Origin of the sequence: Psychrobacter sp. UBA6291, from assembly GCF_002439405.1 — a bacterium.
Lineage (GTDB): Bacteria > Pseudomonadota > Gammaproteobacteria > Pseudomonadales > Moraxellaceae > Psychrobacter > Psychrobacter faecalis.
Genome location: NZ_DJUD01000075.1, coordinates 1 through 24,505 on the forward strand (window position 1 = coordinate 1; position 24,505 = coordinate 24,505).

The 24,505-nt window shown below is 40.7% G+C and carries 21 protein-coding genes, 2 tRNA genes, 1 pseudogene and 1 other annotated feature; of the genes and pseudogenes, 8 read left to right on the top strand and 16 right to left on the bottom strand.

Annotated elements, in window-relative coordinates:
* Window positions 1-224 precede the first annotated feature (224 nt).
* The 4 genes from B3R91_RS12775 to B3R91_RS12790 form a co-directional block, all read right to left on the bottom strand.
* A complete protein-coding gene (locus B3R91_RS12775; protein WP_286797988.1) occupies window positions 225-512 on the bottom strand; it encodes a hypothetical protein in 288 nt (95 codons plus the stop codon).
* Window positions 513-559: 47 nt separating this feature from the next.
* A complete protein-coding gene (locus B3R91_RS12780) occupies window positions 560-1,906 on the bottom strand; it encodes a serpin family protein (RefSeq protein ID WP_286797989.1) in 1,347 nt (448 codons plus the stop codon).
* A gap of 112 nt (window positions 1,907-2,018) precedes the next feature.
* Window positions 2,019-2,489: a DUF4825 domain-containing protein gene (locus B3R91_RS12785; protein ID WP_286797991.1), complete on the bottom strand. Its 471-nt coding sequence runs from the start codon at window positions 2,487-2,489 to the stop codon at window positions 2,019-2,021.
* Between the two features lie 48 nt (window positions 2,490-2,537).
* Complete coding sequence (locus B3R91_RS12790; RefSeq protein WP_286797993.1) at window positions 2,538-3,932, bottom strand: serpin family protein; 1,395 nt, start codon at window positions 3,930-3,932, stop codon at window positions 2,538-2,540.
* A 146-nt stretch (window positions 3,933-4,078) separates the two neighbouring features.
* On the opposite strand from B3R91_RS12790, the gene B3R91_RS12795 reads away from it, so the two are divergent.
* On the top strand, window positions 4,079-4,465 hold the full coding sequence (locus B3R91_RS12795) for a hypothetical protein (protein WP_226928955.1): 387 nt from the start codon (window positions 4,079-4,081) through the stop codon (window positions 4,463-4,465).
* A 330-nt stretch (window positions 4,466-4,795) separates the two neighbouring features.
* Here B3R91_RS12795 and B3R91_RS12800 read toward each other — a convergent pair whose 3' ends face one another.
* Window positions 4,796-5,086, bottom strand: coding sequence for a GNAT family N-acetyltransferase (locus B3R91_RS12800; protein WP_349681548.1), 291 nt, complete (start codon window positions 5,084-5,086; stop codon window positions 4,796-4,798).
* A 9-nt stretch (window positions 5,087-5,095) separates the two neighbouring features.
* Window positions 5,096-6,286 (bottom strand): annotated as a pseudogene (locus tag B3R91_RS12805) (IS3 family transposase).
* Window positions 5,895-6,011 (bottom strand) — a sequence feature (AL1L pseudoknot). Its footprint overlaps the pseudogene before it by 117 nt.
* A 466-nt stretch (window positions 6,287-6,752) precedes the next feature.
* Here B3R91_RS12805 and B3R91_RS12810 point away from each other — a divergent pair.
* Both B3R91_RS12810 and B3R91_RS12815 read left to right on the top strand, forming a co-directional pair.
* On the top strand, window positions 6,753-7,298 hold the full coding sequence (locus B3R91_RS12810) for a hypothetical protein (RefSeq protein ID WP_286797995.1): 546 nt from the start codon (window positions 6,753-6,755) through the stop codon (window positions 7,296-7,298).
* Window positions 7,243-8,055 carry an ATP-binding protein gene (locus tag B3R91_RS12815; RefSeq protein WP_286797996.1) on the top strand — a complete coding sequence of 271 codons (813 nt, stop codon included), beginning with the start codon at window positions 7,243-7,245 and terminating at the stop codon, window positions 8,053-8,055. Before B3R91_RS12810 ends, B3R91_RS12815 begins: the two co-directional genes overlap by 56 nt.
* 85 nt (window positions 8,056-8,140) lie before the next feature.
* On the opposite strand, the gene B3R91_RS12820 is transcribed toward B3R91_RS12815, so the two are convergent.
* Both B3R91_RS12820 and B3R91_RS12825 read right to left on the bottom strand, forming a co-directional pair.
* Window positions 8,141-9,355 (bottom strand): SEL1-like repeat protein, encoded by a 1,215-nt coding sequence (locus B3R91_RS12820; RefSeq protein ID WP_286797997.1) that lies wholly within the window; start codon window positions 9,353-9,355, stop codon window positions 8,141-8,143.
* A 26-nt stretch (window positions 9,356-9,381) separates the two neighbouring features.
* Window positions 9,382-10,737: a serpin family protein gene (locus B3R91_RS12825; RefSeq protein ID WP_286797999.1), complete on the bottom strand. Its 1,356-nt coding sequence runs from the start codon at window positions 10,735-10,737 to the stop codon at window positions 9,382-9,384.
* A gap of 273 nt (window positions 10,738-11,010) precedes the next feature.
* Between B3R91_RS12825 and B3R91_RS12830 the strand changes: the two genes are divergently transcribed.
* Entirely contained in the window at window positions 11,011-11,766 is a 756-nt protein-coding gene (locus B3R91_RS12830) for a helix-turn-helix transcriptional regulator (protein WP_286798000.1), read from the top strand.
* Window positions 11,767-11,862: 96 nt separating this feature from the next.
* Window positions 11,863-12,762 carry a DMT family transporter gene (locus B3R91_RS12835; protein ID WP_286798002.1) on the top strand — a complete coding sequence of 300 codons (900 nt, stop codon included), beginning with the start codon at window positions 11,863-11,865 and terminating at the stop codon, window positions 12,760-12,762.
* Between the two features lie 189 nt (window positions 12,763-12,951).
* On the opposite strand, the gene B3R91_RS12840 is transcribed toward B3R91_RS12835, so the two are convergent.
* The 6 genes from B3R91_RS12840 to msrB all read right to left on the bottom strand — a co-directional run bounded on the left by B3R91_RS12840 (window position 12,952) and on the right by msrB (window position 16,059).
* The gene (locus B3R91_RS12840; RefSeq protein WP_286798003.1) at window positions 12,952-13,551 is read right to left on the bottom strand and encodes a hypothetical protein; all 600 of its coding nucleotides are present in this window, start codon (window positions 13,549-13,551) and stop codon (window positions 12,952-12,954) included.
* Between the two features lie 238 nt (window positions 13,552-13,789).
* Window positions 13,790-13,966, bottom strand: coding sequence for a hypothetical protein (locus tag B3R91_RS12845; RefSeq protein ID WP_286798005.1), 177 nt, complete (start codon window positions 13,964-13,966; stop codon window positions 13,790-13,792).
* 553 nt (window positions 13,967-14,519) lie between these two features.
* A tRNA-Asp gene (locus tag B3R91_RS12850) sits at window positions 14,520-14,596 on the bottom strand.
* Between the two features lie 51 nt (window positions 14,597-14,647).
* Window positions 14,648-14,723: transfer RNA gene (locus B3R91_RS12855), tRNA-Val, on the bottom strand.
* 296 nt (window positions 14,724-15,019) lie between these two features.
* Window positions 15,020-15,505 carry a glutathione peroxidase gene (locus B3R91_RS12860; RefSeq protein WP_286798007.1) on the bottom strand — a complete coding sequence of 162 codons (486 nt, stop codon included), beginning with the start codon at window positions 15,503-15,505 and terminating at the stop codon, window positions 15,020-15,022.
* A gap of 131 nt (window positions 15,506-15,636) precedes the next feature.
* Complete coding sequence (msrB, locus tag B3R91_RS12865; RefSeq protein WP_144297195.1) at window positions 15,637-16,059, bottom strand: peptide-methionine (R)-S-oxide reductase MsrB; 423 nt, start codon at window positions 16,057-16,059, stop codon at window positions 15,637-15,639.
* A gap of 434 nt (window positions 16,060-16,493) precedes the next feature.
* Between msrB and B3R91_RS12870 the strand changes: the two genes are divergently transcribed.
* Complete coding sequence (locus B3R91_RS12870) at window positions 16,494-18,125, top strand: aminotransferase class I/II-fold pyridoxal phosphate-dependent enzyme (RefSeq protein WP_144297196.1); 1,632 nt, start codon at window positions 16,494-16,496, stop codon at window positions 18,123-18,125.
* Between the two features lie 99 nt (window positions 18,126-18,224).
* Here the strand turns inward: B3R91_RS12870 and B3R91_RS12875 are convergent, their stop codons facing one another.
* Together B3R91_RS12875 and B3R91_RS12880 are read right to left on the bottom strand one after the other, a co-directional pair.
* A complete protein-coding gene (locus B3R91_RS12875) occupies window positions 18,225-19,832 on the bottom strand; it encodes an inorganic phosphate transporter (RefSeq protein ID WP_191692189.1) in 1,608 nt (535 codons plus the stop codon).
* Window positions 19,833-20,511: 679 nt separating this feature from the next.
* Window positions 20,512-22,176, bottom strand: a complete 1,665-nt coding sequence (locus B3R91_RS12880; protein ID WP_286798011.1) for an ATPase — start codon at window positions 22,174-22,176, stop codon at window positions 20,512-20,514.
* Window positions 22,177-22,458: 282 nt separating this feature from the next.
* Here B3R91_RS12880 and B3R91_RS12885 point away from each other — a divergent pair, with 282 nt between their 5' ends.
* The gene (locus B3R91_RS12885; protein ID WP_286798012.1) at window positions 22,459-23,169 is read left to right on the top strand and encodes an FFLEELY motif protein; all 711 of its coding nucleotides are present in this window, start codon (window positions 22,459-22,461) and stop codon (window positions 23,167-23,169) included.
* A gap of 412 nt (window positions 23,170-23,581) precedes the next feature.
* A complete protein-coding gene (gene ubiE / locus B3R91_RS12890) occupies window positions 23,582-24,430 on the top strand; it encodes a bifunctional demethylmenaquinone methyltransferase/2-methoxy-6-polyprenyl-1,4-benzoquinol methylase UbiE (RefSeq protein WP_369811322.1) in 849 nt (282 codons plus the stop codon).
* Window positions 24,431-24,505: the final 75 nt, after the last annotated feature.

Consider the following 24,505-nt stretch of genomic DNA (forward strand, 5'->3'; position numbering starts at 1 on the left):
GGGATGGTCGGATGCTTACATTGCAAGTCGAAGCCTTTTTGATGATTATCCATTAATGTAGGCTGCGATGATTGCAGACGAGCAATAAATACATCGTTCTCTGAGTGTGGCATACAAGCCCAGACGGTTGGTTGTCTTGGACAAAAATAGGATGATAAAAATAGGTAGGCGATATAAAAAACGCACTTCATAATCCTTCTTTCATAAGTCAGCTAACTAGAAGTTCATTTAGTACGCACAACAAGTCGGTAAACATAGCGACATAAGGACCAAACAAACCAAACTAATACAGCAGCACACAAGCAGAACCCAATAACAATAGTACTGATTCGAATGGTTTTATCTAATCCGCCATTCCAGATATGAGGTGCAATGGGTGGTCCCATCGTGGCAGCAAAAGCCAGTAAATAGCCTAATATCATGGTAAAGCCTGCAATCATAAAACGTATCGCTGTTATTATTGCCGTATCAACCCAGGTATCACCCCTTTTATGTTTTAGAAACTTAAACATGATCATCCTTATAGTTAGCTACTTAACTCTCTACCTATTGCCTCCAACTAAGGCTTATTTACTTGCCCTAAAAACAATATCGCATCCGTTTTATTATTTTTAATCACAAACATAAACGGATGATCGGCTTTAAATTCCACAGGATAAGACATACCAACGTACATACCTACAGCACCCGCTGCTGCCGCCGCTTCCGTCCCTTTTTCATCGACGGTGACTACTGCTTGATGATAAACCTCATCGAGCTTTATCGGTGGGCCATCAGCATATAAGTTAAATTCAGCCCTATTATTAAACGCTCTTGGCATACCCATATCAGCGAGCAATGTTTTCATCTGATAACGCGCATCTAATTTAAACTTTGGCAGTTGAAGGTCCACCTCTTGTCTTACTAAGCCTGCATTCCATTGCTTAATCTTAGTTGCATTTAAACTCTTAGCTAATTGCTGCATAGCAAGTTTATGATTGAGTTTGGGTAATACTACGAGCATAGACAAGTAATCGCCTTTATAAGGCAATTGCACGACCTGTATATGTTTGTCCTCATAATAACTAAAATAAGACTGTTGCTGCATCATCTGGACGGTAGAGGCTCTGCCTATAGCATTATAAAAAGGCTGGGCACTGGTTCTTTCAGCTGTAAAAGGCATGGTCCAATCCCCCTTAAAATAGATGGCATTGGTTAGCACCACGGCAGTATCAGATTTAATACTACCCTTAGGTAGTAATTCAGGAATCATTTGCTTGGTTTTCTCAGCAATTCTTTTATTAATGGTCTGACGCGCAGGATCAGGACTGCCTTCAAAATCAAGGGCGGTCACTTGGCCGCTGTAATAACGTTGCACGGTGTCTATGTAAGATTTAGTGGGTGTTAACCCTTGTTGCATCCATAAGTCATTGACCGTAGCAAGCTTGTAGTCGGGATTGGGTTTATTAAATTGATTATAAAGCGCGGCGCTATTAGGGTTGAGGGTAGTCGGCGTCGGATAATGAAACGTCTTTTGGATTTGCGCTTTCGTTTCCCCTTCCGCTGCGGTATAGAGCATGGCCATCGCAGTAGATAAGCTGTACGGTGAGAAAAATACATTTTTATCTGCTTGGTCAGGTTGCCCATTTATCTGCTGGTACATATCAAAGGCGAATTGGTTATTGGCAGTGATGACTTCTTTTATACCTTCAGGCGTTGCGACAGTAGTCATTACCTCAATAGGAGGCGCTTGATGGTTAATAGCTGACTGATTAGGAGTAACCATGCCTGTAACAGCACCCGTTCTATTATTTTTTATGGCGTTGTCACAGCCACTAACACCCAACACTAAGCTGGTAATAGCTAAGGCACTGATAACACGATTATGGGCTGCATATCTAAAATAGCGAAGTGGGTCATTTTGCATATCAGGCTCAACAATAAATTATAATTATAAGAATATCCAAGGCTCAGTAGTGACTGTAATAGCCACACTTTCAGCTGCTGTATAGGGAGCCGCACATATATATTTGGCGGTTTTAGAATAACTGATTTACTCTGTATTCATCATCCCAGTTGTTTTGTATTAACGTTTTTAGCTCCTTTTTACTTTGTAATTTGCTGAAATCTTCCCCGTACCACTCTATTAGAGCGTCCTTTGTTATCTTGTATTCTTGATGATCAAAATTAAACGTTATCCATTCTACATTCTGAATCAACGCAAATAAGTAAGTGGCGTTGTATACCACTGTCTTTTTATGACTCTTTTCTGACTCTGACCCATTATAATTTAAGATAATCCCATAGGGTTTCTCTTTCGTTTTGAGCTCGAGGCCCTTGAAGTTATCTGATTGCATAGAGTGGTTGACAATATTTATGACTGCACTATTATCACCAACATAGGCATTCTTGTATTGAAACACATCTTCTTCATTGGTCTTCGTATTACATCCACTAGCGACTGAAATCACCAACAGTGAACACGATAATAATTTAAGCCTTTTTTTCATAATGTCTCATCAACAGTCAGTTAAGTCTTAGTGCCGTCATTCGCTATTTTAAGGTTTGTTCACTTGCCCTAAAAACAATATCGCATCGGTTTTATTGTCTTTAATTATAAACATAAACGGATGATCGGCTGTAAACTCAACTGGCTGATCTATAGGAGCAGAAGCTTCCCTTGCTACAATGGCTGTTGCTGCTGCCGCCTCTGTGCCTTTTTCATCGACGATGACCACTGCCTGATGATAGACATCATCAATTTCCATCTGTAAAGGTTCATCAAATAATTTAAAGGTAGCTTTGCTTTGAAAGGCGCTTGGCATACCCATATCTGAAAGCAAACCTTTCATATCATAACGCTCTGCAAGCTTAAACTTTGGTAAGGAAAGATTCACTTCTTGAGCGACTAAATCTTTATTCCACTTTTTAATCTTATCAGCGCTCAAATCACGCACCAGCTGCTGCATTGCAGCTTTGCCTTTTGATTTGGGTAATACCACTAACATGGATAAGTCATCGCCCTTGTAAGGCAATTGCACAACCTGCACTTGCTTGTCCTCGATATAACCGAAATCAGTCTGCATATTCATCATTTTGACATCAGAGGGTTCGCCTGTGAGGGGATAAAAAGGCTGCTCAGAGGTGCTATTTGCCTCAAAAGGCATTTTCCAGTCGCCCTTAAAGTAAACCGCGTTGGTTAATACTGCGACAACGCTAGATGGAATGCTTCCCTTTGGTAGTAACTCAAGAATCATCTGATTGGTATGCTGAGCAATTTTTTTATTAATAATGAGCCGCGAAGGCTCAGGACTGCCGTTAAAATCAAGATTGGTCACTTGACCACCATAATAACGTTGTACAGTATCTACGTATGCCTTGTTAGGCGTTAGTCCTTGTTGCATCCATAAGTCATTGACCGTGGCGAGCTTATAATCGGGATTGGGTTTGTTAAATTGATTATAGAGCGCGGCGCTATTGGGATTGAGAATATCCATTGAGGGATAGTAAAAAGTCTTCTGAATCTGCTGTTTTGTTTCCCCTTCCGCTGCGGCATACAGCATTGCCATTGCCGTAGACAGGCTATATGGCGAGAAAAATACGTTTTTATCTGCTTGGTCAGGTTGACCATTTATCTGCTGATACATAGCAACGGCAAATTGATTGTTGGCAGTAATGACTTTTTCGATGCCGTCTGAAGTAGAAGCGTCATCATCAGCAGCAATAAAATCAACCGGACTATCTGCTTGAGCGTCAGCGTTGCTTTTAGCTTTATCTGGTAAGGATAATTTGCCTGTAGTTGATGCGGTATTGGCTACACTGTCATTAGACTTAGAATCTTTCATAGTACTGTCACAGCCACTGACCACAAATAATAGACTACTGATAGCCAATGCACTTATGATACGGTTACCATGTGCTTTTTTAAGATAACAATACTGATTATTCTTCATATCTGCTTCACTAATAATGTAGAGTTAAGATGATGCCATTCTAGTATCATCTCTATACAATCGTTTAGTGTAGTTTGGTAAGCGCGCTGTACTGAACCTAAGAATGCCTAAAAATAATTAGCGAATAGCTACATTATTGATTTTGCATGATTTCTAATGAAGTAGCAGTGGTGTTAGTCAATCGTAAAAGCGAGAGAAATATGGTTTTTAATAAGAATGTTCTAATAGGATTGATGAGCATGCTTTTAATATCTTGCTCATATTTTGAGAAGGATAAAGGTAAAATTATCATAAATAACGAAAGCCCTTATCTCATATCTGACGTACGCGTCAAGTATACCAGCTCCAAGAGAATGGACTTAATCGGAGATTTGCCGCCTAACTCCTCCTATCGCTATGCTATCCAATACACAAGCTATGAAGATTCAATATCTATTGACTATACTGATCAGGATAAGAAGACCTATTCTAGAGATGCAGTGCCCTATGCCGCTTCATACGATAAAGAACGATATACATTTACTATAAGATAAAAATGGTCTATACAGCAGACAGTTAAATGGTTGTATAGCTGATAAATCATGATTTAATACAGATCATTAGAGATTGAGCACTCGCAAAGCTTAACGAGTACTTGCACTTGAATACACCCATTCTATTTCTTGTTTTTAGTATTTTTTCTTGTGTTAAACAAGGTTATAGCAAATAGAATAATTGCCAAGGTATTAACTACAGCATAATTGTATTGATTAATTTTTTGAATGAATAAAAGATACCAAAACAACGCCACACAAATTATAGTAAAAGCAGGTAAGATATATTTTTTCATTTTGAAACTCCTTTTTTCCTTAAAATAATAGATATCAGAGTGATTTCACCATCCTAATATCGATTATTTTGGTATCCTCGTATGGCTCTTCACTATGCTTACCGTCAGATTTAAAACCAATTTTTTCATAGAAGCTAATCGCAGTCAGATTGGTTTTTAGCACCCATAACGACAAGCTAATACATCTATTGTGCTGAGAAATATCATCTATTGCTGAATTCATTAGTGTGGTGCCAAGCCCCAGACTTTGATATTGAGGCAGAATGTATAGGGTCGTTATTTCACATTCACTGTCTGAACCGCCCCGACTATATCGGAGAGTGATTTACTTGAGTCAGGCAGCAATGCCTGACAGGGTTAAATTATCATAATACCGCTTTTCAAATTCAAAAGGTGACACATATCCAATCGTGCTATGTAGACGCTTCTTGTTGAACCAATCGACCCATTCTAGGGTTGCCAGTTCAACATCGTTCACGCCATGCCATTGTTCTTTTAGATATTCAATCACCTCAGACTTATAAAGCCCGTTAACTGTCTCAGCCAATGCGTTGTCATAAGAGTCGCCTGTTGTACCAACAGAAGCAATCACTCCAGAGTCCGTCATCTTATCGGTATAGCGAATAGATAAGTACTGAACCCCTCGATCACTGTGATGAATCACATCTTTGGGATAGTTTCTATCTGCTATTGCTTGATTTAACGCCGCCATCACCATATCGGTATTCATGCGATTAGATACTTTCCAGCCAACGATAGCGCGAGCAAACACATCAATAATAAAAGCGGTATACACCCAGCCGCTTGTCGTCTTGATATAGGTAAAATCTGCAACCCATAGTTGGTTAGGACGATGAGCATTAAAGTTACGATTGACTAAGTCATCAGCGCGCTTTTGGTCGTCACGGCTGTTGGTGGTAATCTTGCCTTTGCCACGCCAAACGCCTTGTAGGCCATACTGCTTCATTAATCGCTCTACGGTACACCGAGCAATACATAATCCTTCTGCTTTCATCTGCTGCCAGACTTTACGCGCACCGTAACGGCATTTGCTATCCTGCCAAATACGTTTAATCTCNNAGTGAACGCTTGTGTGGGTTGTCGCTTAAGTCTTGAGCACGATAATAAGTTGACGGGGCAATCGGTAGGACTCTACAGATCAGCTCGACCCCATAAAGGTGTTTATTGTCGTCGATGAAGTGAATCATGATTTTAGTCAGCGGTCGAGCTCCGCCTGGGCGAAAAAAGCAGCAGCCTTACGTATAATCTCATTGGCTTGCTTAAGCTCTTTATTCTCGCGTTCAAGCTCTTTAATACGTTGCTCTTGGCTTTGAGCTTGCACTGAAGCAGGAATGGTTTGATCGATGTGCTTTTTATGCCAAGACCGCAGAGTTTCAGGCGTGCAGCCAATCTTAGGGGCAATGGCTTGAATGGCTGACCATGTAGAGGGATAGTCGACTGCTGCTTCAATCAGCATGCGAACGGCGCGTTCTTTAATCTCAGGAGTGTAGTTTCGTGTTTTCATTGTCGTATTCTCTCAGAATGTTGAGTCTCCAACAATCCCGGGACGGTTCAGTCCTTCGTAAAGTAAGAAATAAACCCGACATTATTATTCTCAGCATCGTAGGCTATCCATGTGCTCACACCAGAGCTAAGGATTACTTTTCCCCACATCTCTACCTTTTGAGATAACTTATTCTCTTTATCATGATAGGTTTTGGGCAAAAGGTCTACATAGGTAGCATGCCAACTTGTGAAATGTATATGAGCAATATCTGAGACGTCATTTTGATTGGCCTTACGTATAAAAAACATGCTGCACTCCATAAGCTGGTTCTTTTGGTGATAACAATAAGTCTGACTCATTTATGGCTGATATTGAAAAAGCTCTAAAAGATAGCAAGAGTATTATATGTTAGCAGAGTTGATACCAGTAAGAAGGCGTTACTTGCTGGATAATTTTGTCTCGATTTTAAAGGATATTAAAAGTCTTGATCTATAAAATTATCTCAAACAAGCATTTGCGTATAGCATTAGTATTTTTACTGATTCAGCAAATTATTGTGGCGTCATCAACGTATTTTATTGCTCGCCTTGCACAAAGTCTGACCGAGGACACTATTTCAATTTTATATATGGTGCTATTTGCCGTCTCTTTAGTAGCGGTTTATGTGCCTGCATATTTTTGTGTTACCAATACAGAGCGCGCCAAGTATGACGCTCATAAACTGTATAACGATCGCTTTCATACTATATTTTTAGGCAAGACATATTTGTTATCCAGCGACGAGTTACAGAGTACAGCAACGACAACACTCGCTCAAGAAAGCAACTACACCCTTGAGACAGTCATTGATAGTATTTTTGATATTTCAGCTTTGGTACTCAATGTCTTATTTAACGTGTTGGTCATTGCTTGGTTATGCAGTAGGTATTATTTCTGCCTCCATGTTTGTGCATTTCAGACGACACACCCTAAAAATGGCTGCCAAAACAGACCAGCAATCACGGCTGAGTTTAACCACCAAACTTTTTGACAGTTGGGATAACGTCGTTATTTTTAATAAGCATAATTACACGCTCTATAATAATATTGTTCAAAAAAGCTTTGCAACAGCCAAGAATAATAGCGTTAAATCCACCTCGATCCAGCACATCAATTCAAGCTTAGGCATGATCATATTGATGCTGCCTGTCTTTGTGGTCACTGCTTTTATTTTTAATAAAAATTGGCATGATGCTGCGACGATGGCTGTGCTAATTGCCACGCTGCCAAGACAAATTCAGCTATTGCAAATGTGCTATGCCTTGATTGGCTACCATACCAGTATTGGCGTTATCAAAACGATGCTAGATGGTATTTTAGAGGTTTTACAACCTGCCACTGTGGATTTAGATACCTACATTCAGGCAGACCAAATACGTGTGAAGCAAACAGGGGATATTTTTGATTCAACACAATTACCCAAGCAAGGTAGAGTAACGTTGGTTGGTAATAATGGCGTTGGTAAATCTTGTATGTTGCTTAAGCTCAAAGACCACTACCAAGAACGGGCGTATTATTTACCTGCCAAGCACAATTTGTATTTCAATTACAAAACAGACAAAGCCCATAGAGGTTCAACAGGCCAACAACTGATCAAGCAAATTCAAGAAATTAGAGAGGATGACCGAAGTACAATTGTCATGCTTGATGAATGGGATGCACACTTGGATAAGGATAATACCCAAATCATAGATCAATATCTTGATGAGCTTGCTCAAACAAAAATTGTTATAGAGATTAGGCATTGAGTTAAAAAGCGCTTAGATAGGATTGATAGATACACTGCTGTTATCTCAATAATCTAAGACCCATCACCTTTAAAAACTAAACCCCTTATTTGGATAGTTTCTGCAAATAATCGCAACTCGCTTGGTAATCGTTATCGCAAGATACTTCTAACCACTCTCTTGCCATGGCTTTGTCTTTATTAACACCTAAGCCCTTATAATACATCAGTGCTATAAGATACTGAGCGCGCTCACTACCTTTGCTCCATGACCCATCAACCGTATTACGATATCTATTTCTGGCCGCTTGTTCATACCACCTAAAAGCTTGAGTATAATCCTGAGTGACGCCAATCCCGTTATAATACATATCACCCAACTGATATTGTGTCAGTAAATGCCCTTTACTCATCTCTCCACGACCCAAAAAATAGTGATTATTAGCCGCTTTTTTGAACCAGCTTAAGGCTGCATCATAGTCTTGTACAACATCTATTCCCTCAAAGTACATTTTCCCTAGACGGTATTCGGCATGAGTCTTTCCAAGACCAGTATAACTCTCCCGACTAGCCGCTATCTCAAACCATTCTTTTGCTTTGATCTTATCCTGAGTAACCCCTAAGCCGCGATCGTACATGACTCCCAAGTTATATTCAGCATCAGTATCACCTTGAGCAGCAAGCTTTTCAAAGATATGAAAGGCCTTTTTATAATCTTGGGCAACACCTAAACCGCTATAATACATAAGCCCCAAGCTATACTCAGCATACATTTTTGTGTATTGAGCCTCCATTTTTTCATTATCAGCGGCCTTCTGATAATAGGTAAAAGCCTGACTGTAGCTTTGAGGCGTACCTGCACCATGATAGTACATCTCTCCAAGTCGATACTGAGCCTGCATGTCATCAGTATCGGCTAAGGTCTTATATAATTTAAAAGCCTTGGCGTAATCCTGAGGTACGCCATACTTACCCGCATAATAGATATAGGCAAGATTGGCTATTGCAGAGGTATGCCCGTTATCAGCAGCTATCTGATACCATTTGATCTTGTTTATAGGATCATAAGCTTGGAGACCCAGCATGAATTGAGCAGGAGCATATCCTCGAATGGCAAACCATTCATACGGTTTCCTGCTATCTTCGGGCAAGTCTAAATTCTCTAAATATAGCTTGGCAAGCTGTTGCTGAGTATAGTTGCCTTCTAGCTGTTCAGTTGCTTCTTCTGCTATATAATCAGCTGCTATAGCGGATACAGACAGCCCGAACGATAATACCGAGATTGTTATATTCCTCATTAAATTCTGTTTGAATCTTTGCATATTAAATCGCTCCAAAATACACATTGCTATAGTTTATTCACCTGACCTAAGAACAATATGGCATCGGTTTTATTGTCTTTAATCATAAACATAAAGGGATGGTCGGCTGTAATTTCGGCTTTATGAGTCGCCATAACAAGTTGTACACCAATACCCGTTGCTGCTGCCGCCACCGTACCTTTTTCATCAACCTCAACCACCGCTTTATGGACAACAGAATCTACTTTTAACGGTAGCTTGTCATTGAACAAACTGTAGTTAGCACGACTACCAAAAGCGATGGGCATTCCCATATTGGCCAGTATCGGCTTCATCGAATAGCTTTCTTCTAACTTAAACTTAGGCATCACCAAAAAAATTTCTTGGTTTTCAAGCTGTTCAGTCCACTGACTGACTTGATTACTACTCAAATCAGCCACCAGCTTTTGCATAGCAGCAGCCTCTTTTGACTTAGGTAGGATGATTAGCATCGATAGATCATTGCTTTTATAAGGCAGCTCTACCACTTGTACGTGCTCATTTTCCATATAATCAAAATAAGCTGTTTTATACATCATTTCTTTTGAAGATGTGGTGCCGTCTAAATTATGAAAGGGTCGAGTGCCCCCTTGTAGCCCAAACGGCTTTGCCCATTCGCTTTTAAAATAAACCGCATTCGTTAGTACAGCAGCGGTAGATGACTTGATACTCCCTTCTGGCAGTAGTTCAGGAATCATCTGCTTGGTATGATTAGAAATAGTCTTATTGATAGCCTGGCGTGATGGCTCGGGACGGCTCGCAAAATCAAGATTGGTGACTTGACCACCATAGTAGCGCTGTACGGTATCTAGATAAGCTTGATTAGGACTCAAGCCTTGACGCATCCATAAGTCATTAACTGTGCTTAGGTCATAATTTGGATTGGGCTTATTGAATTGATTGTATAGTGCTGCACTATTGGGATTAAGGATAGCTGGCATTGGATAATGAAAAGTCTTTTGAATCTGCTGTTTGGTTTCTCCCTCTGCTGCGGCATAGAGCATGGCCATCGCCGTAGACAAGCTGTAAGGCGAGAAAAATACATTGTTCTCTGCTTGTTCTGGTTGCTTACTTATCTGCTGATATAGATCTATAGCGAATTGATTATTGGCGTTAACCACTTGTTTGACACCTTCAGGCGTTGAAGCAGAGTCGTCAGCAGCCGTATAACTCTTATCAGTCTTTGTGGTCGAAGGGGTGTCAGTCTTGCTGACTATAGGTTTTTCAGCTACCTGTTTTATCGGTTGAGTATCAACCAAACTATTATTACAACCAGCAATTGCCAGTAAACTGACTAAAGCAAGCGTACGGACGCTGAGCTTCATTATTGGCTTTTTATAAATGTATTGGTTACGATTTTTCACGGCGTTGTACCCTCTTATAATTCGAATGATGTCCTGATTATATACAAGGGTTTAGACTGATTTAGTAAACATATGCTAATAAATTGATGGCTCGGGTTAGATTAAACTCGCACATAGCAATAGCCGTTGCTTTGGACATGGTGGTTTAAGTGCAGGCTTATAAAACCAAACCATGGTGAAAAAATAGGCTTTACTAATAGCCTAGTTGGTTTTCTTGCTACACTCTTATAAAACCCTGTTACTAACAAATATTCCAAACAGTGGATAGACCTCATGAAAGAGACTGAGTTAATAAACCATTTATTTATTAGAACATATAACAGCCAGCTGGAAGGTCATACTCATGATTACCATCAAGTTCTCATGCCATTAATGGGTGACATTAGAATGGTCATTAGCAATCAAAGCATCAATGTTTCTTATGGAGAGGCTTTAGTTATTAGAAAAGGTATTTATCATCAATTTCAGGCAAAAGAAGACTTTCGTTTTTTAGTAGCAAATATAGAGGACATTGAATTTTTACACCTGCCACTGAGTGATACCCATTTTGCAATGGATGAAAAGACATTGTTATATATATCTTTTGTTGAAAAGCAATTGATCTCTGCTCACAACCAAAAGATAGAAGGGATGATGTTTGAGTTATTAAAAGAGCTTCTTGGAACCATTAAAATGAGTAAGCGACTGGATACTCGTTTAACTGCGGTCATTCATACTTTAAAAAGTAATATTGCCATCAACCACACCGTAAAATCACTAGCTGAGATCGCTTGTCTGAGCGAAAGTCAGTTCAAAGTCTTATTTAAAAAACATCTTGGTTGTACCCCTAATGCTTATATTACCGACCTTCGTATGCAAGCTGCTCTTGGTCTCATTCTAAATACTGATACACCGATTACGATAGTAGCTGAGAGGTGTGGTTACGATAACGTGTCCGCCTTTATACGTCGTTTTTCTAGCTTTTACCATCAGACCCCGCATAAACTTCGCTGTAATAATCAGAATATGAAGCAGCCAACAATCAGCTGATCAGCACATATTTTAATCTATTTTGGCAAACCTTTGAACGTCAACTTTATTATCATAGCCAGATGATATAAATATACGCTAGGTAAGGAATTGCCATTGAATATTCACACCCAGTCAAAGCAAGATATTGTAAATTTTGCTGCACCTATAGGATTCTTAGCAATATGGAGTGGCGGCGCCATTTTCGCAAAAGTTGGTTTGCAATATACAGATTCTTGGAGTTTCTTATTTTTAAGATCAGCAATCGCTTTATCACTACTTCTAGCCATATATCTAAAATCTACCCATAAAAAAACAGCTATCACTGAGATTAATAAAGATCAGCTCAAAGTCATTATATTTTCAGGTCTATTGCTGCAAGTCTTCTATTTAACGTTTTATTTTTCAGCTATTAACACAGGGCTATCCCTTGGCATCATTATACTTGTGCTTGGCTTACAGCCGATTATAACGTCACTATTAAGTGCAAACACGGTTAGCGTTAAAAACGTCATACTATTAGCGATTTGTTTTTCAGGCTTGGTATTGTCTACATTAGGCTATCATAGCGTCGATAAAATCAATGTATCAGGTATCGTCCTTTCTGTACTGGCGTTGCTATCCATCACGTTTGGTACTATAGCTCAAGCTAAGGTTGAAACGCCGCCTATTTTAACCCTATTGATCCAGACTATTTTTTCATTCTTGATATTCTCGGCTGTGATTGTTTATCAAGGATTGTTTTTTGAGGTCACTGCTTACTCTTTGCTGTCATTGGTATGGATGGGTGCAGTCGTTTCTGTAGGTGCTTATTTGCTATTAATGCTTATGCTCAAATATAGCTCCGCAGATAAAGTAAGCACGTTATTCTTTTTATTGCCTTTACTGACAATGATCTTGGAGAGTCTGATTTTTGATACTACTTTGAGTGTATTAACTATTTTTGGTGTCATATTGGTCTGTGCAAGTTTGTTCATTTATCAGACTCAAAAACCCACTGAAATTAGCAAGTTATAGTTTAATCTGATCAGGTATTGCAGCCTGATTCAAGCAAATCAGCCTTTGATAAAGTCGCGGTGGAGATTTGGTGTTGCTTTAGATATTTGGTTTAAAAAAGTAAAAGATATTTCCATATCAACAGCAAGTCCATCATATTTTAAACGTGATTTAGTACTCATCGGCATTAAATAAGTCAGATTAACACTTTTAATCGTTTTTGATTTTGTTATGATTATTTATAGTACCTCGAGTCTTATCGATAAGCATTGAAAAGTCTTTTTGACTCAAATAATTTATTGGCAACTCGTCTTCATTGCCAAATATTTCGTTCCAAACAGCGCTACTATATTCGCTTTTAGTGTGTGATAGCTCTCTAATTTCTGAATACATGAGACCGGGTTTTGAAAGTGAAAGAATAGAAATCGCCCTAATATAATCCATATATATAAAGTCTATTACGTCTTGGTCAAACTTATCTTGAATTCTTTTTTTTACTCTTTTTACCTGTTCATCAGTTTTATTCTTTGTATCATGGCCTTGAGATGTTGTATAACTTAGAATCACAGTATTCTCATTAGAAATGTCATTTAGATCAAATATAGGAGAAAAACAGCCCCCGATGATTTCATATGATCTGTCTTTAAATATGACAGAAATATTATGAATAGGTATCTCAACTATGTCACCGAAATAGTTATGTACGTTTTTGAGGTAAGTACCCTTATCGCTACTAATATAGGCTTTTATCAGTACTTGATGAAGCCTTCTGGCTAAAGGATGGAGTTTTACGGTTGAGTTGCTATTCAAACTAGGGCGTGTCCTCATTTTGAAAATGGTGATAAAAATGCGATAAATTGAAGCCAAACAAGGAAAATAACGCAGATAGTATCAGGATATTGGCCAGTTATTTGACGCCGTTTGGCAAAATTTAGCCACTTTTAATCCATTTAGATGCAATCGTTCAGATTGAGGACACGCCCTAGATTATTAGTTAATTATGAAGTTTTAAAAGCCCCAAACAAGCTAATGTTTGAGGCGAAAGAGCTTAACTTACTTTATCACTACTCTCTAAATTTAAATGCTTGTCTATGACCTCCAGCACATTGTCAGCCTTAAAATACTTACAGATTTTCTCATAGCCAACAGCTTGACCATCTCTACGATCTCTATATACCGTATTGATGATGTCATCTTTTGAGCCTTCAGTAGCGTTGTCTAGCATATGAGAGACCAGTTCAGCTTCATTTATCTCGCAGGCTAGTAAGAATGGAATGTACCCATCGATGCCACGTGACAGTGATCACAAATAAGTTTGAAATACCTCTGGAATGTTTTTGTTTATCAGAAAAATTGAGATTATGGGCTATACCATTTTGCATCGAGACTGACAAATTAATTACAGGTAAATGGACAGAAAGCTTTCCATCTTTATTTCGAGCTTAGTTTAAATTTTAAATTACTGAGCTTGTTAATAAATATAGAATGTAGTGTGCAGTTGCCACATCCCAATTTTAATAACCTTGGTCACTAAATGGTCACCGTTTGGTCACCGAGTACTTGGTCACCGATTTTCAAGAAGCAGAGTGCATGTATGTAGACTTATAGAAAATACATTATTAAAGAGTGGACTACTTCTTAAGGGTTGATAAAGAAAGAATAACCAACCCTTACAGATAAAGGCTTTAAGGGGATTTTCAGACACAAAAAAACCTCAAACAATCTAATGTTTGAGGCGAAACTTGCTTAAACTTTACAGTTCAAATTCGTTTTAAATATGGCGCAGCGGACGGGACTCGAACCCGCGACCCCCGGCGTGACAGGCCGGTATTCTAACCAACTGAACTACCGCTGCTTAGGTCGTCTTTAGCATGTCGTCTTCTAAAAGACCCACTCGCTAAATGAGTGGTGGGTGATGACGGATTCGAACCGCCGACATTCTGCGTGTAAGGCAGACGCTCTACCAACTGAGCTAATCACCCTGAGAAGCGTTAAAAAATTGCACTGCAATTTTAGCTTTGCAAGGGAAATCCTTTAAATAGGATTTCCTGAAAGCTTTAACAATCAAAGCTGTCACCCTTTGAATAACTTTCAACAGAAGAGAACTAACTAAAGCCTCGCTCTGTGGGTGTGTATTATATAGATTTACACATGGCTGTCAAACCCTATTTGCCTTTTTCTTGCGTATTTTTTCCTAATTTAGCGGCAATTTATGCAAACCTATGTTTTTATTGGCTTTATATTTTATATAAAACCAATAATTTCTCTAGCTTATTATTTATTTGGCCGCCAATGCTTGTTCGATATCTGCTTTTAAGGCATCAGGCTTGGTGGTTGGCGCATAACGGTCAATCACTTGCCCATCGGTGCCAATCAAAAACTTAGTAAAATTCCATTTGATACCATCTATCAGCAGCCCGCCTTTTTGGTCTTTAAGCCAATCAAAAATCGGATGGGCGTCTTTACCATTGACATCAATTTTTGCCATCATTGGAAAGCTGACGCCGTAATTTTTTTGGCAAAACGCGCCAATCTCCTCGTTAGTACCGGGGTCTTGCGCGCCAAACTGATTACAAGGAAAGCCAATCACCACCAATCCTTGCTCTTTATATTGTTGATACAGCGCCTCTAGGCCTTCAAACTGTGGCGTAAAGCCACATTTGCTGGCGGTATTGACGATTAATAATACTTTGCCTTTATAGTCAGCAAAGGCTTGCGAGGTGCCATCCATACATTCAGCGGTAAAATCGTAAATAGTGCTCATGATTCATCCTTAAATTGATTGTTTTATTATTTTTACTATTAACATGCGTACTGATAAGAAAAAAGGAAGCACTGCGTACTTCCCTTTTATCATGCCAACTTTGGCTAAAACATTAATTATATTAATACTTATTATTCAGCTTTATCCAAATCGATAGACACTGAGTTGATACAGTAGCGCATACCGGTGGTCTCACGTGGACCATCAGGGAATACGTGTCCCAAATGCGCGCCGCAATTGCTACACGTCACTTCGGTACGGCGCATGCCAAGTGAATTGTCTTCGTGCTCATCGATAGCGCTATTATCGATACTCTGATCGAAGCTTGGCCAGCCGCAACCGGCGTCAAACTTATTGTCCGACTCAAACAAGCTGGCACCGCAGCCTTTACAGCGGTAGATACCTTTATCATTGACGTCGTTATAAACGCCAGTAAATGGGCGCTCTGTGCCCTTCTCGCGCATGACGTGATACTCATCGGCAGTGAGGCGCGCTTTCCAATCTGCGTCGGTCAATTGGCTGATTTCTTCTTTGCTTAATTGATTGTCTTGCATCTTTTATCCTTATTAAATGATTGGTTATCTCATTTGCGGTGTGTCAGTTACTGACCAATTTATCGTACGTTTTTATAAAAACGCTAGGCTTTATCTGCTGCTGATTGTCTGACTATTCAAGGTAGTGACTATAAAAGTCCTCAATCTAGCAGTGTAAAGTTTCAGGTTTAAAGAAATAACATTAGAGATAGAAAGATAAAATATAGCAAATTACGCTGCCGCCTCAATCATTAAAGTTGTAATTTTATTAAACGAGCATTTGGCTCATTTTTTCATTGCTGAAAAATCACGATAGATTGCAAGTTATTCTTGCATCGAATATTAAATTTAAATAACTTTATAAAAAAGCTGCCTTTAGACTTGCATTAATAAAGTTTATGCAATAATATCTTGCATTAGGAATAGATTATCTTTAATAAAAGGCTTAAACAACAATGGCTGATAGCGAATTTTCCCAAACTTCTCAAAGCACGCAAGCCGAACGACTGGTACAACTGCGCCGCGATAAAGGCATGACCGCCGAGCAATTGGCGCAGGCGATGACGGCAGCAGGTGCCAAGGTGAGTCGTGGTGCGATTTCTAATTGGGAGCGCGGCACCAATGGCATCGTGTCATCGAAGCTGCCGACCCTAGCGCGTATCTTAGGCTGTAGTGAAGGCTATTTATTACGTGGCGATTTGCAAAACGACATGGATAGCGTTGCTAATTCAAATCAACCTATCAATTCTTATAATAAAACCAATAATCATAATAAAAACGAAACGCCTAGGCAGCAAAGCGTATCCCCTACTTCTACCGCAAATTTACAACCCAACCCGATAAGTGGTCACTCTATGAATCCAATTAAAAAATCCGATAAATTACAAAACGTTTGCTACGATATTCGTGGTCCACTTTTGCAAACAGCCAATAAAATGGAAGCTGAAGGTAAGCGTATTTTAAAGCTGAATATTGGCAACCCTGCGCCGTTTGGCCTTGAAGCACCGCACGAGATTTTGCGCGATGTAGCGATGAACCTGCCAGAAGCGACAGGATACTCGGACTCGCAAGGGATTTTTGCGGCACGTAAAGCGGTCTTGCAATATTATCAATCAAAAGGTCTGCTATCGGCTGTCGATGTGCGCGATGTATATTTGGGTAATGGTGTCTCTGAGCTGATTGTGATGACCATGCAAGCACTCATGAACGATGGCGATGAGGTGCTGGTTCCAATGCCCGACTACCCGCTTTGGACAGCAGCGGCCAATTTGGCAGGCGGTACAGCGGTACATTATCGCTGTAATGAAGACGACAATTGGCATCCAGATATCGAAGATATCAAGTCTAAAATTACGCCCAAAACCAAAGGTATTGTGGTGATCAACCCCAATAATCCAACGGGCGCGCTGTATAGTGATGAAGTATTATTGCAAATTATCGAAGTCGCCAAAGAGCATGATTTAATTATCATGGCCGATGAGATTTATGACCGTATTCTTTATGATGACATGACGCATACGCCGATGAGCACCTTGACCGATGATGTACTGGTGCTGTCTTATAACGGCTTATCAAAGTCGCACCGCATCGCCGGTTTCCGTGCTGGTTGGATGATGGTGTCGGGTAAAAAAGACCATGCTGCCGACTTTATCGAAGGCTTAGATATGCTGGCGTCTATGCGCCTATGTTCTAACGTTCAAGGTCAATATGCCATTCAAACAGCAATGGGCGGCTATCAAAGTATGAAAGAGCTCACTTCAAAATCAGGACGGCTATCAAAGCAGCGCGAACTGGCCGTTTCACGTCTTAACGCAATAAAAGGTATTTCTTGCACCATGCCGCAAGGGGCGTTTTATTGCTTTCCAAAGATGGACCCTGAGGTTTATCCTATCAAAGACGATATGCAGTTTATGATGGATTTATTGATAGAAGAAAACGTCTTAATGGTACAAGGGACCGGTTTTAATTGGGATGCACCTGACCACTTCCGCTTGGTGTTTTTGCCCAATCTGCATGATTTAGAAGATGCCATGGATAGATTGGACCGCTTCTTTGCCAAAAAACGTAAGCAGTTTGGTACCGAGTAATCATTCAAACTTGTATAAAAAAACGCTTATCAGCAGCTGCCGATAAGCGTTTTTTATTCTTTAATAAAACACTATAATAAAAAACAATAGAACTTTTATTTAAAAAATATTACTTAATAACAGATAGCTGATAGCCGACATCGAAGCCGCCGCAGGCAGGGTAATTACCCATGCCAAACCGATAGGCTTCATCAGCGCCCAATTGGTATCACGATTAACGATACCGATGCCAAGTACTGCACCAACCAGCGTATGCGTACTGGATACGGGCAGACCCATGGTCGATGCGCCCATGACGACGGCAGCCGCAGCCAATTCCGCTGAAAAGCCTGAAGCTGGATGCATTTTTGCTAGATTGGTACCAACAGTTTGAATGACTTCTTTACCGATAAACCAAAGGCCAACGATAAGCGCCACACCAAAGGTCAACATCACCGCCGGCGGCACGGCAGCCTCGGTCGCTATGCTATTGGTACGGATAACGTCCATAATCGCGGCAAAAGGACCGACGGCGTTGGCAATATCGTTTGAACCATGACTAAAAGCAAAGGCAGAAGCAGTAAAGACCTGCATCCAGCTAAACATAATAAACGTCGCTTTGGTCAAATCTTCTTTATGCTTGCCGCGGATACTTTTGGTATAAATAAAGGTCGCAAGCCACACCAGCGCCGCTATCATACCCATGATAAAAAAGCCTTGAATCGTTGTCATATTGCTGTTGACGTTCTTTAAGCCTTTGAACACCACCAACGAAGTCATGACCGCGCCGCCTGCGCCAGCGATGAGCGGTACCCATTGTTTAAGGGCTTTTAGGGTATCAAGGTTGCTACGTTCGTGCTCAATCTTATAAAGCTGTTTGTAATAATCGGTTTCTAAATCCTCGATGTCACAATCATCATCTTTATAGATTTCTTGATCGCGCAGCATCGCTGAGGTATACGCCAATTGCTCTGACTCGGTTAGACTTTCTAGATACTCTTTATGGTTTTGCTTGACGGTTTTTTTATCGTCTTTTAGCGTCGCAATATGCGCTTCGGTTCGATCATTATATTCAATGATTTTTTTCTTAATTTGACCATATAAAAGGTAAGAAAATACGCCGCCTAACACGGGTGAGATGACCCAAGAGATGGCAATTGTTCCAATCGTACCCCAATCGACGGTCGATAGTGCCATGTCGGTACCACCTAAAGAGATACCAAGCACTATGGAGCTACCAACGACGCCACCGATAATGGCATGGGTGGTCGAAACGGGCAGACCTTTTTTAGTGGCAAACAACAGCCAAAATGCTGCCGCGATAAGCGCTGAGAGCATGACATAAATAAACTGGTTGGGTGAAACCGATAAACCATCTAAGTCAACGATGCCGCTGCGAATGGTATCGGTGACTTCACCGCCTGCCAGTACCGCGCCCGACACTTCAAATATCGCGGCGATACCCAAAGCTTGCGGAATCGTCAACGTCCCTGCGCCCACCGAAGTACCGAAGGAGTTGGCGACGTCGTTACCGCCGATATTGAATGCCATAAACACACCAAAAGCCGTCGCTACGATAAATAGCGTCGTCTGCTGATGCATGGTGTAATCTAGACCCCACCATAAAAAGTAAGCGGTCATCGCAATCAGTAAAATGGCAAAAAATAGATTGATTCTCATAGAACCGACTGCTTTGGTTGGTCCTGTAGAACTGCTGCTAATACCCATACGTTGATACGTCCTGCGTAAGCTGATTGAAATTATAGGTGATTGATGCCATTGCGGCGCTATTGATGGTGTCGTTTTTACCACCCAACATCATGATAGCGTGTCCGCAACGTGGTTTTGTCATACTGTTTTGAATATGTTTCTCGAAATACTGTTTTGAATGTACGAATTTGAAAATAGGGTTATAAAAAGTTACTATCTACTGCGCTCTATATTGTCCTGATAGCTCTGCGTGCTTGTAAATATTTACGCGCAAGCTTGCCCACCTATCAGCGAAAAACCTAAGCCACAAAATGCCATAAAGCCGCAAGTAGTCTTGCCAAATCGTTCGATTACAGCAGCTTGCGGCTTAGGTTTTATAGTGATAGCGTTGGTTATAAAAAATCTGTTGTTAATAATTAAAATATTTATAGGATAAATACCATCTCTGACTGTGCAGCTATTTTGTGAGCAGGCAGAAGTTATTACGCGCCTATTATATTAAATATAGACACAGATTGCATGATGATATTACGAGATTTGTAACTTTGAATATATCACTCAAAAAAGCTGCTTATTTAGTAGAAAAATGTTGTTAATTTTTCCTAAGACTTCAAATAAAAAATAATATTAACTTTTAAACTCGTATAAAGCCTTTATCACTATTACTATTCAATACGAGCCATCACTTATCATCCATTTATTTAGTATCAGCAGTGATAGACAATGCCGCGGATAGCTGTTTAATAGCGTGGTCTAATACCTCTAGGCGCGCTTGACGCTTTTCATTAGTCGCGATGATTGCCCAAGGTGCATCCTTGGTATTGGTACGTGCCAACATATCAGCTGCCGATTGCACATAATCCACCCATTTATCACGATTACGCCAATCATCATCGGTCAGTTTAAACTGTTTATGCGGCGTCTCTTCGCGCGCCTCAAAGCGTTTGAGTTGCTCCCCTTTATCAATAGCGAGCCAATATTTGATAACTATCGTGCCAGCAGCGACCAAATCTGCTTCAAAACGATTGATTTCGTCATAAGCGCGCTGCCATTCTGCGTCAGTCGCAAAGCCCTCGATACGTTCGACCAATACGCGCCCATACCACGTACGGTCAAAGATGGCGATACGGCTGATACGATCGATTTGCTCATTGGGCAGTTTGGTCCAAAAACGCCATAAATAAGGATGCTGCAATTCATATAACATCGGTGCGCCAATATTATAAATCTGATATTCGCGCGGATCGAGTGGCGCAACCAGTCTTTTGATCGCGCCGCCTTTGCCAGCCGCGTCCATTCCTTCAAAGGCAAAGACCACATGCCGCCCCTGACGCGCCCGCAGCAATTTGGCAAGGTGTGCTTGCTTGTCAGCAAGCGCTTTATGATAGTCAGATTTCTCTATCTCGGTATCGTCAACATTTATCAAAGTTTTAGGGACTGCTACAGGCTCGAGTTTTGCTGCTTCTTTTATATTCTGACTTTCTACTTTACTGCTTACTAGCGCCTTTTGCATCGCCTGCAATACTTCATGACAAAAATGAGTGGCAGCCTCTGATTTATCATCACCATTGATAATAATCCAGTCATTCTGCTGGCGTAATAGCGCGGTTGCTACCTTATTAAAAGTATCGACGACCTGTTTACTTTTCCAATCGATTTGATATAAAAACTCTGGATCAGCTTCATCGTCATTTAGGCGCGCCTGCAAGGTTTCGATATCGACATGAAACCAACATTTAAGCAACTTGGTTTGATTAGCAGCAAGGTCTTGTTCAAAGGCTTGTAGTTTGGTGAGTTCTTTCTTTAAATAGTTTTGCCATTGGCCAATAGGCAAGGCGTTATTTTTCAGCGTCTTATTATTCTTATCTTCACTTTTTTTCACCTTATCGTCATCATCTTCATTGTCATCTAAGGTCGCCATGCGCATGACGTTATAGAGTAAGTCGGCATACCAGTTGCCAAAATACACCATCACATCGCCATGCCGCGGCAGCGCTTTGGTATGCGCTTGCCATATCGGCTGATGCTCTAAGGGACAATCTCCGATAGTCGCCTCAACCTTGAGTAAGCGCGGGTCAACCCATTGCCGCAGCTGGGTGACTGCGGTGCCCTTGCCCGCTTGCTCCATGCCGTTGACCAACACCAAGAGCCCAGTTGGTTTATTGGTAGTCGGCGGTGTTTGCTGCCGCGTGGCGCGTAGGGCAAACTGAGCGGTGACTAACGCCAAGCGCAATGTATCTTTGTCCATAGCAAAGATATTTAACGGATTGGGCGTCAAACGCTGCTCAACGACTTGCTTACTAAACTGGTCACTTACCGCTTCTGGCGCTTGGCTTTCAGTCGATTTATTTTTTTTGCTCATGTCCATACTCGCTTTATTGTTAGATAATTTTTATACATCTCTTATTTGTAGTTTTTATAAGCTGTCTTATTTATATAGTGAATCATAGCATTGCGTAAAACCAGTAAATAACCCTGCTATGTAACAGTTTGGCATTTGTATTCTGTGGTATTTTCTTTTAAGGTGAACAAAATCTTGCGCGCATGCTTTAATAGCTGCCCACAAAGATAAGAATTTAGTATCATTTCCACTCTTTTATTAGCAATTTTATTGCCATTTTTACTTTTTATAGGATTACCTGCCATGTCTGCGTTAGCCAATTTACAACAGCACTTAAACCGTTTTTGGGCGCTGCCACACCATAAAGATGCTGCCTTAAATACCAAGCTCAAAGAAGTGCAAGCATGGCAACAGGCACGTATTAAGCATACCCATAGCGCGCTGTTTGAACAACCAAAAAACAAACCGATGGCAGAGTATTTTTTAACCCAGCTATACGGTGGTGATGAATTTAAAGTATTGGCAGAGCAGTTAGATCGTATCTTACCCAAAGCCAAAAAACTTGAACGCCTTGCTAAAGAAGCTTCTTTAGAAGCGGGCAGCATGGGCATTCAAGCGTCTATCTTGGCCATTGAGCTGGATTTACATTTGGCCGAGTGGTTGGTTGCGCAAGATTTAGCAGTCAATGAAGAGAATATGCTCGCCGCTTACCGCGCAGTCGATGAGGCCAATGAGCGCCGCATGCAGATTAATAATCTAAAAGAGGTCTGCTACCGTACCGATAAAGATTTGAATTCATTCATGCTCAAAAAAGCCTTTGGTCTCGCAAAAGGAACGGCTTATCGCCATAACTTCCAGCCGCTTTACGACTTTATCGATTCAGGCTTTAAAGCGATGAAACCGCTAAAAAGTGTCAGCAGCTTTATTGAACCGTTTTGTGAGCGCGAGCTTGAGATTATTGACGAAGTTCATGACACCAATAATGGCGGTAAGGCAGTAGCGTTTGGTGTATGATAAGGTCAATAATGCCCGTGGCTAACTGACCGCTATAGTGCTTAAATAGGGTTTAAACCGTATGCAATCGGTGTTTAAACCCTATGCAAACAACGCTTAAATGCGCCATCATAAAAACAAATAATAGGATAATCGTATGACTGATAACTCAAATAACAACCCTAGCCAAGCCGATCAATCCCATACTGATAACCCTACTTCTCATGGTCATCTGCAAGATAAATTGGTTAAAGATAGTATTGCTCATAATCAAAGCATCACCGCGCAAGTAAAAGCGCGTCAAAACCAAAGCGCTAGTACGACGCTGAATGCCAATACTGCAGCTGATAGCAGCAATAATAATGACTTCACCCAAGTACAAGACTTACCAACCGGAACCCCACAAGGTCAACAAACGACTATGCCAAACACCATAAATAACAGCGCCAATCCTACTGCTACGCACGCACAAACGGCCAAACAAACGCTATTTAACCAACGTGATGACATCAATAATCCACATACGCCTGATACCGATGGTAATGAGCAAACGCATTTTGGCTATAAAACGGTCAATAAAGCAGAAAAACAAGCGCGCGTTGCCGATGTTTTCACCTCAGTTGCCAAAAAATACGACATCATGAATGACTTAATGTCGTTTGGTATTCATCGCTTATGGAAGCGTTATGCGATTAGCTTATCGGGTGTACGCGCCGGTCAGCAGGTGCTCGATATCGCTGGTGGTACGGGTGATTTGGCCAAAGTATTTAGCCGTGAAGTGGGTCGCAACGGCCATGTGGTATTATCAGATATCAATGCAGCGATGCTAGAAGTTGGCCGCGAACGCCTCATCAATGCCGGCTGTAATAACGTTGATTTCGTCTTAGCAAACGCTGAAACTTTGGCGCCATTTGATGATGAAAGCTTTGATTTGGTGACTATCAGCTTTGGTCTGCGTAACGTCACAGACAAAGATGCGGCGCTAAAATCTATGTATCGCGTCCTCAAGCCAGGCGGTCGTTTATTGATTTTAGAATTCTCAAAACCCGTGTTTGAGCCATTATCTAAAGCTTATGATTTGTATTCATTTACGGCGTTGCCGATTATGGGTAAGTTGGTTGCCAATGACTCTGAGAGCTATCAGTATCTGGCAGAATCAATTCGTATGCACCCTGATCAGCAAACACTTAAGCAGATGATGCAGCAAGCAGGCTTTGAGAATTGTGATTATCATAACTTGACCGCTGGTATCGTTGCAGTGCATCGCGGCTTTAAAGCTTAGTTTTAAAAAATCACAGTTTTAGAAAAGCACAGTTTTAGAAAAAGAATAGCTTTAGCGCTTTTCAAAAGCTGCTTA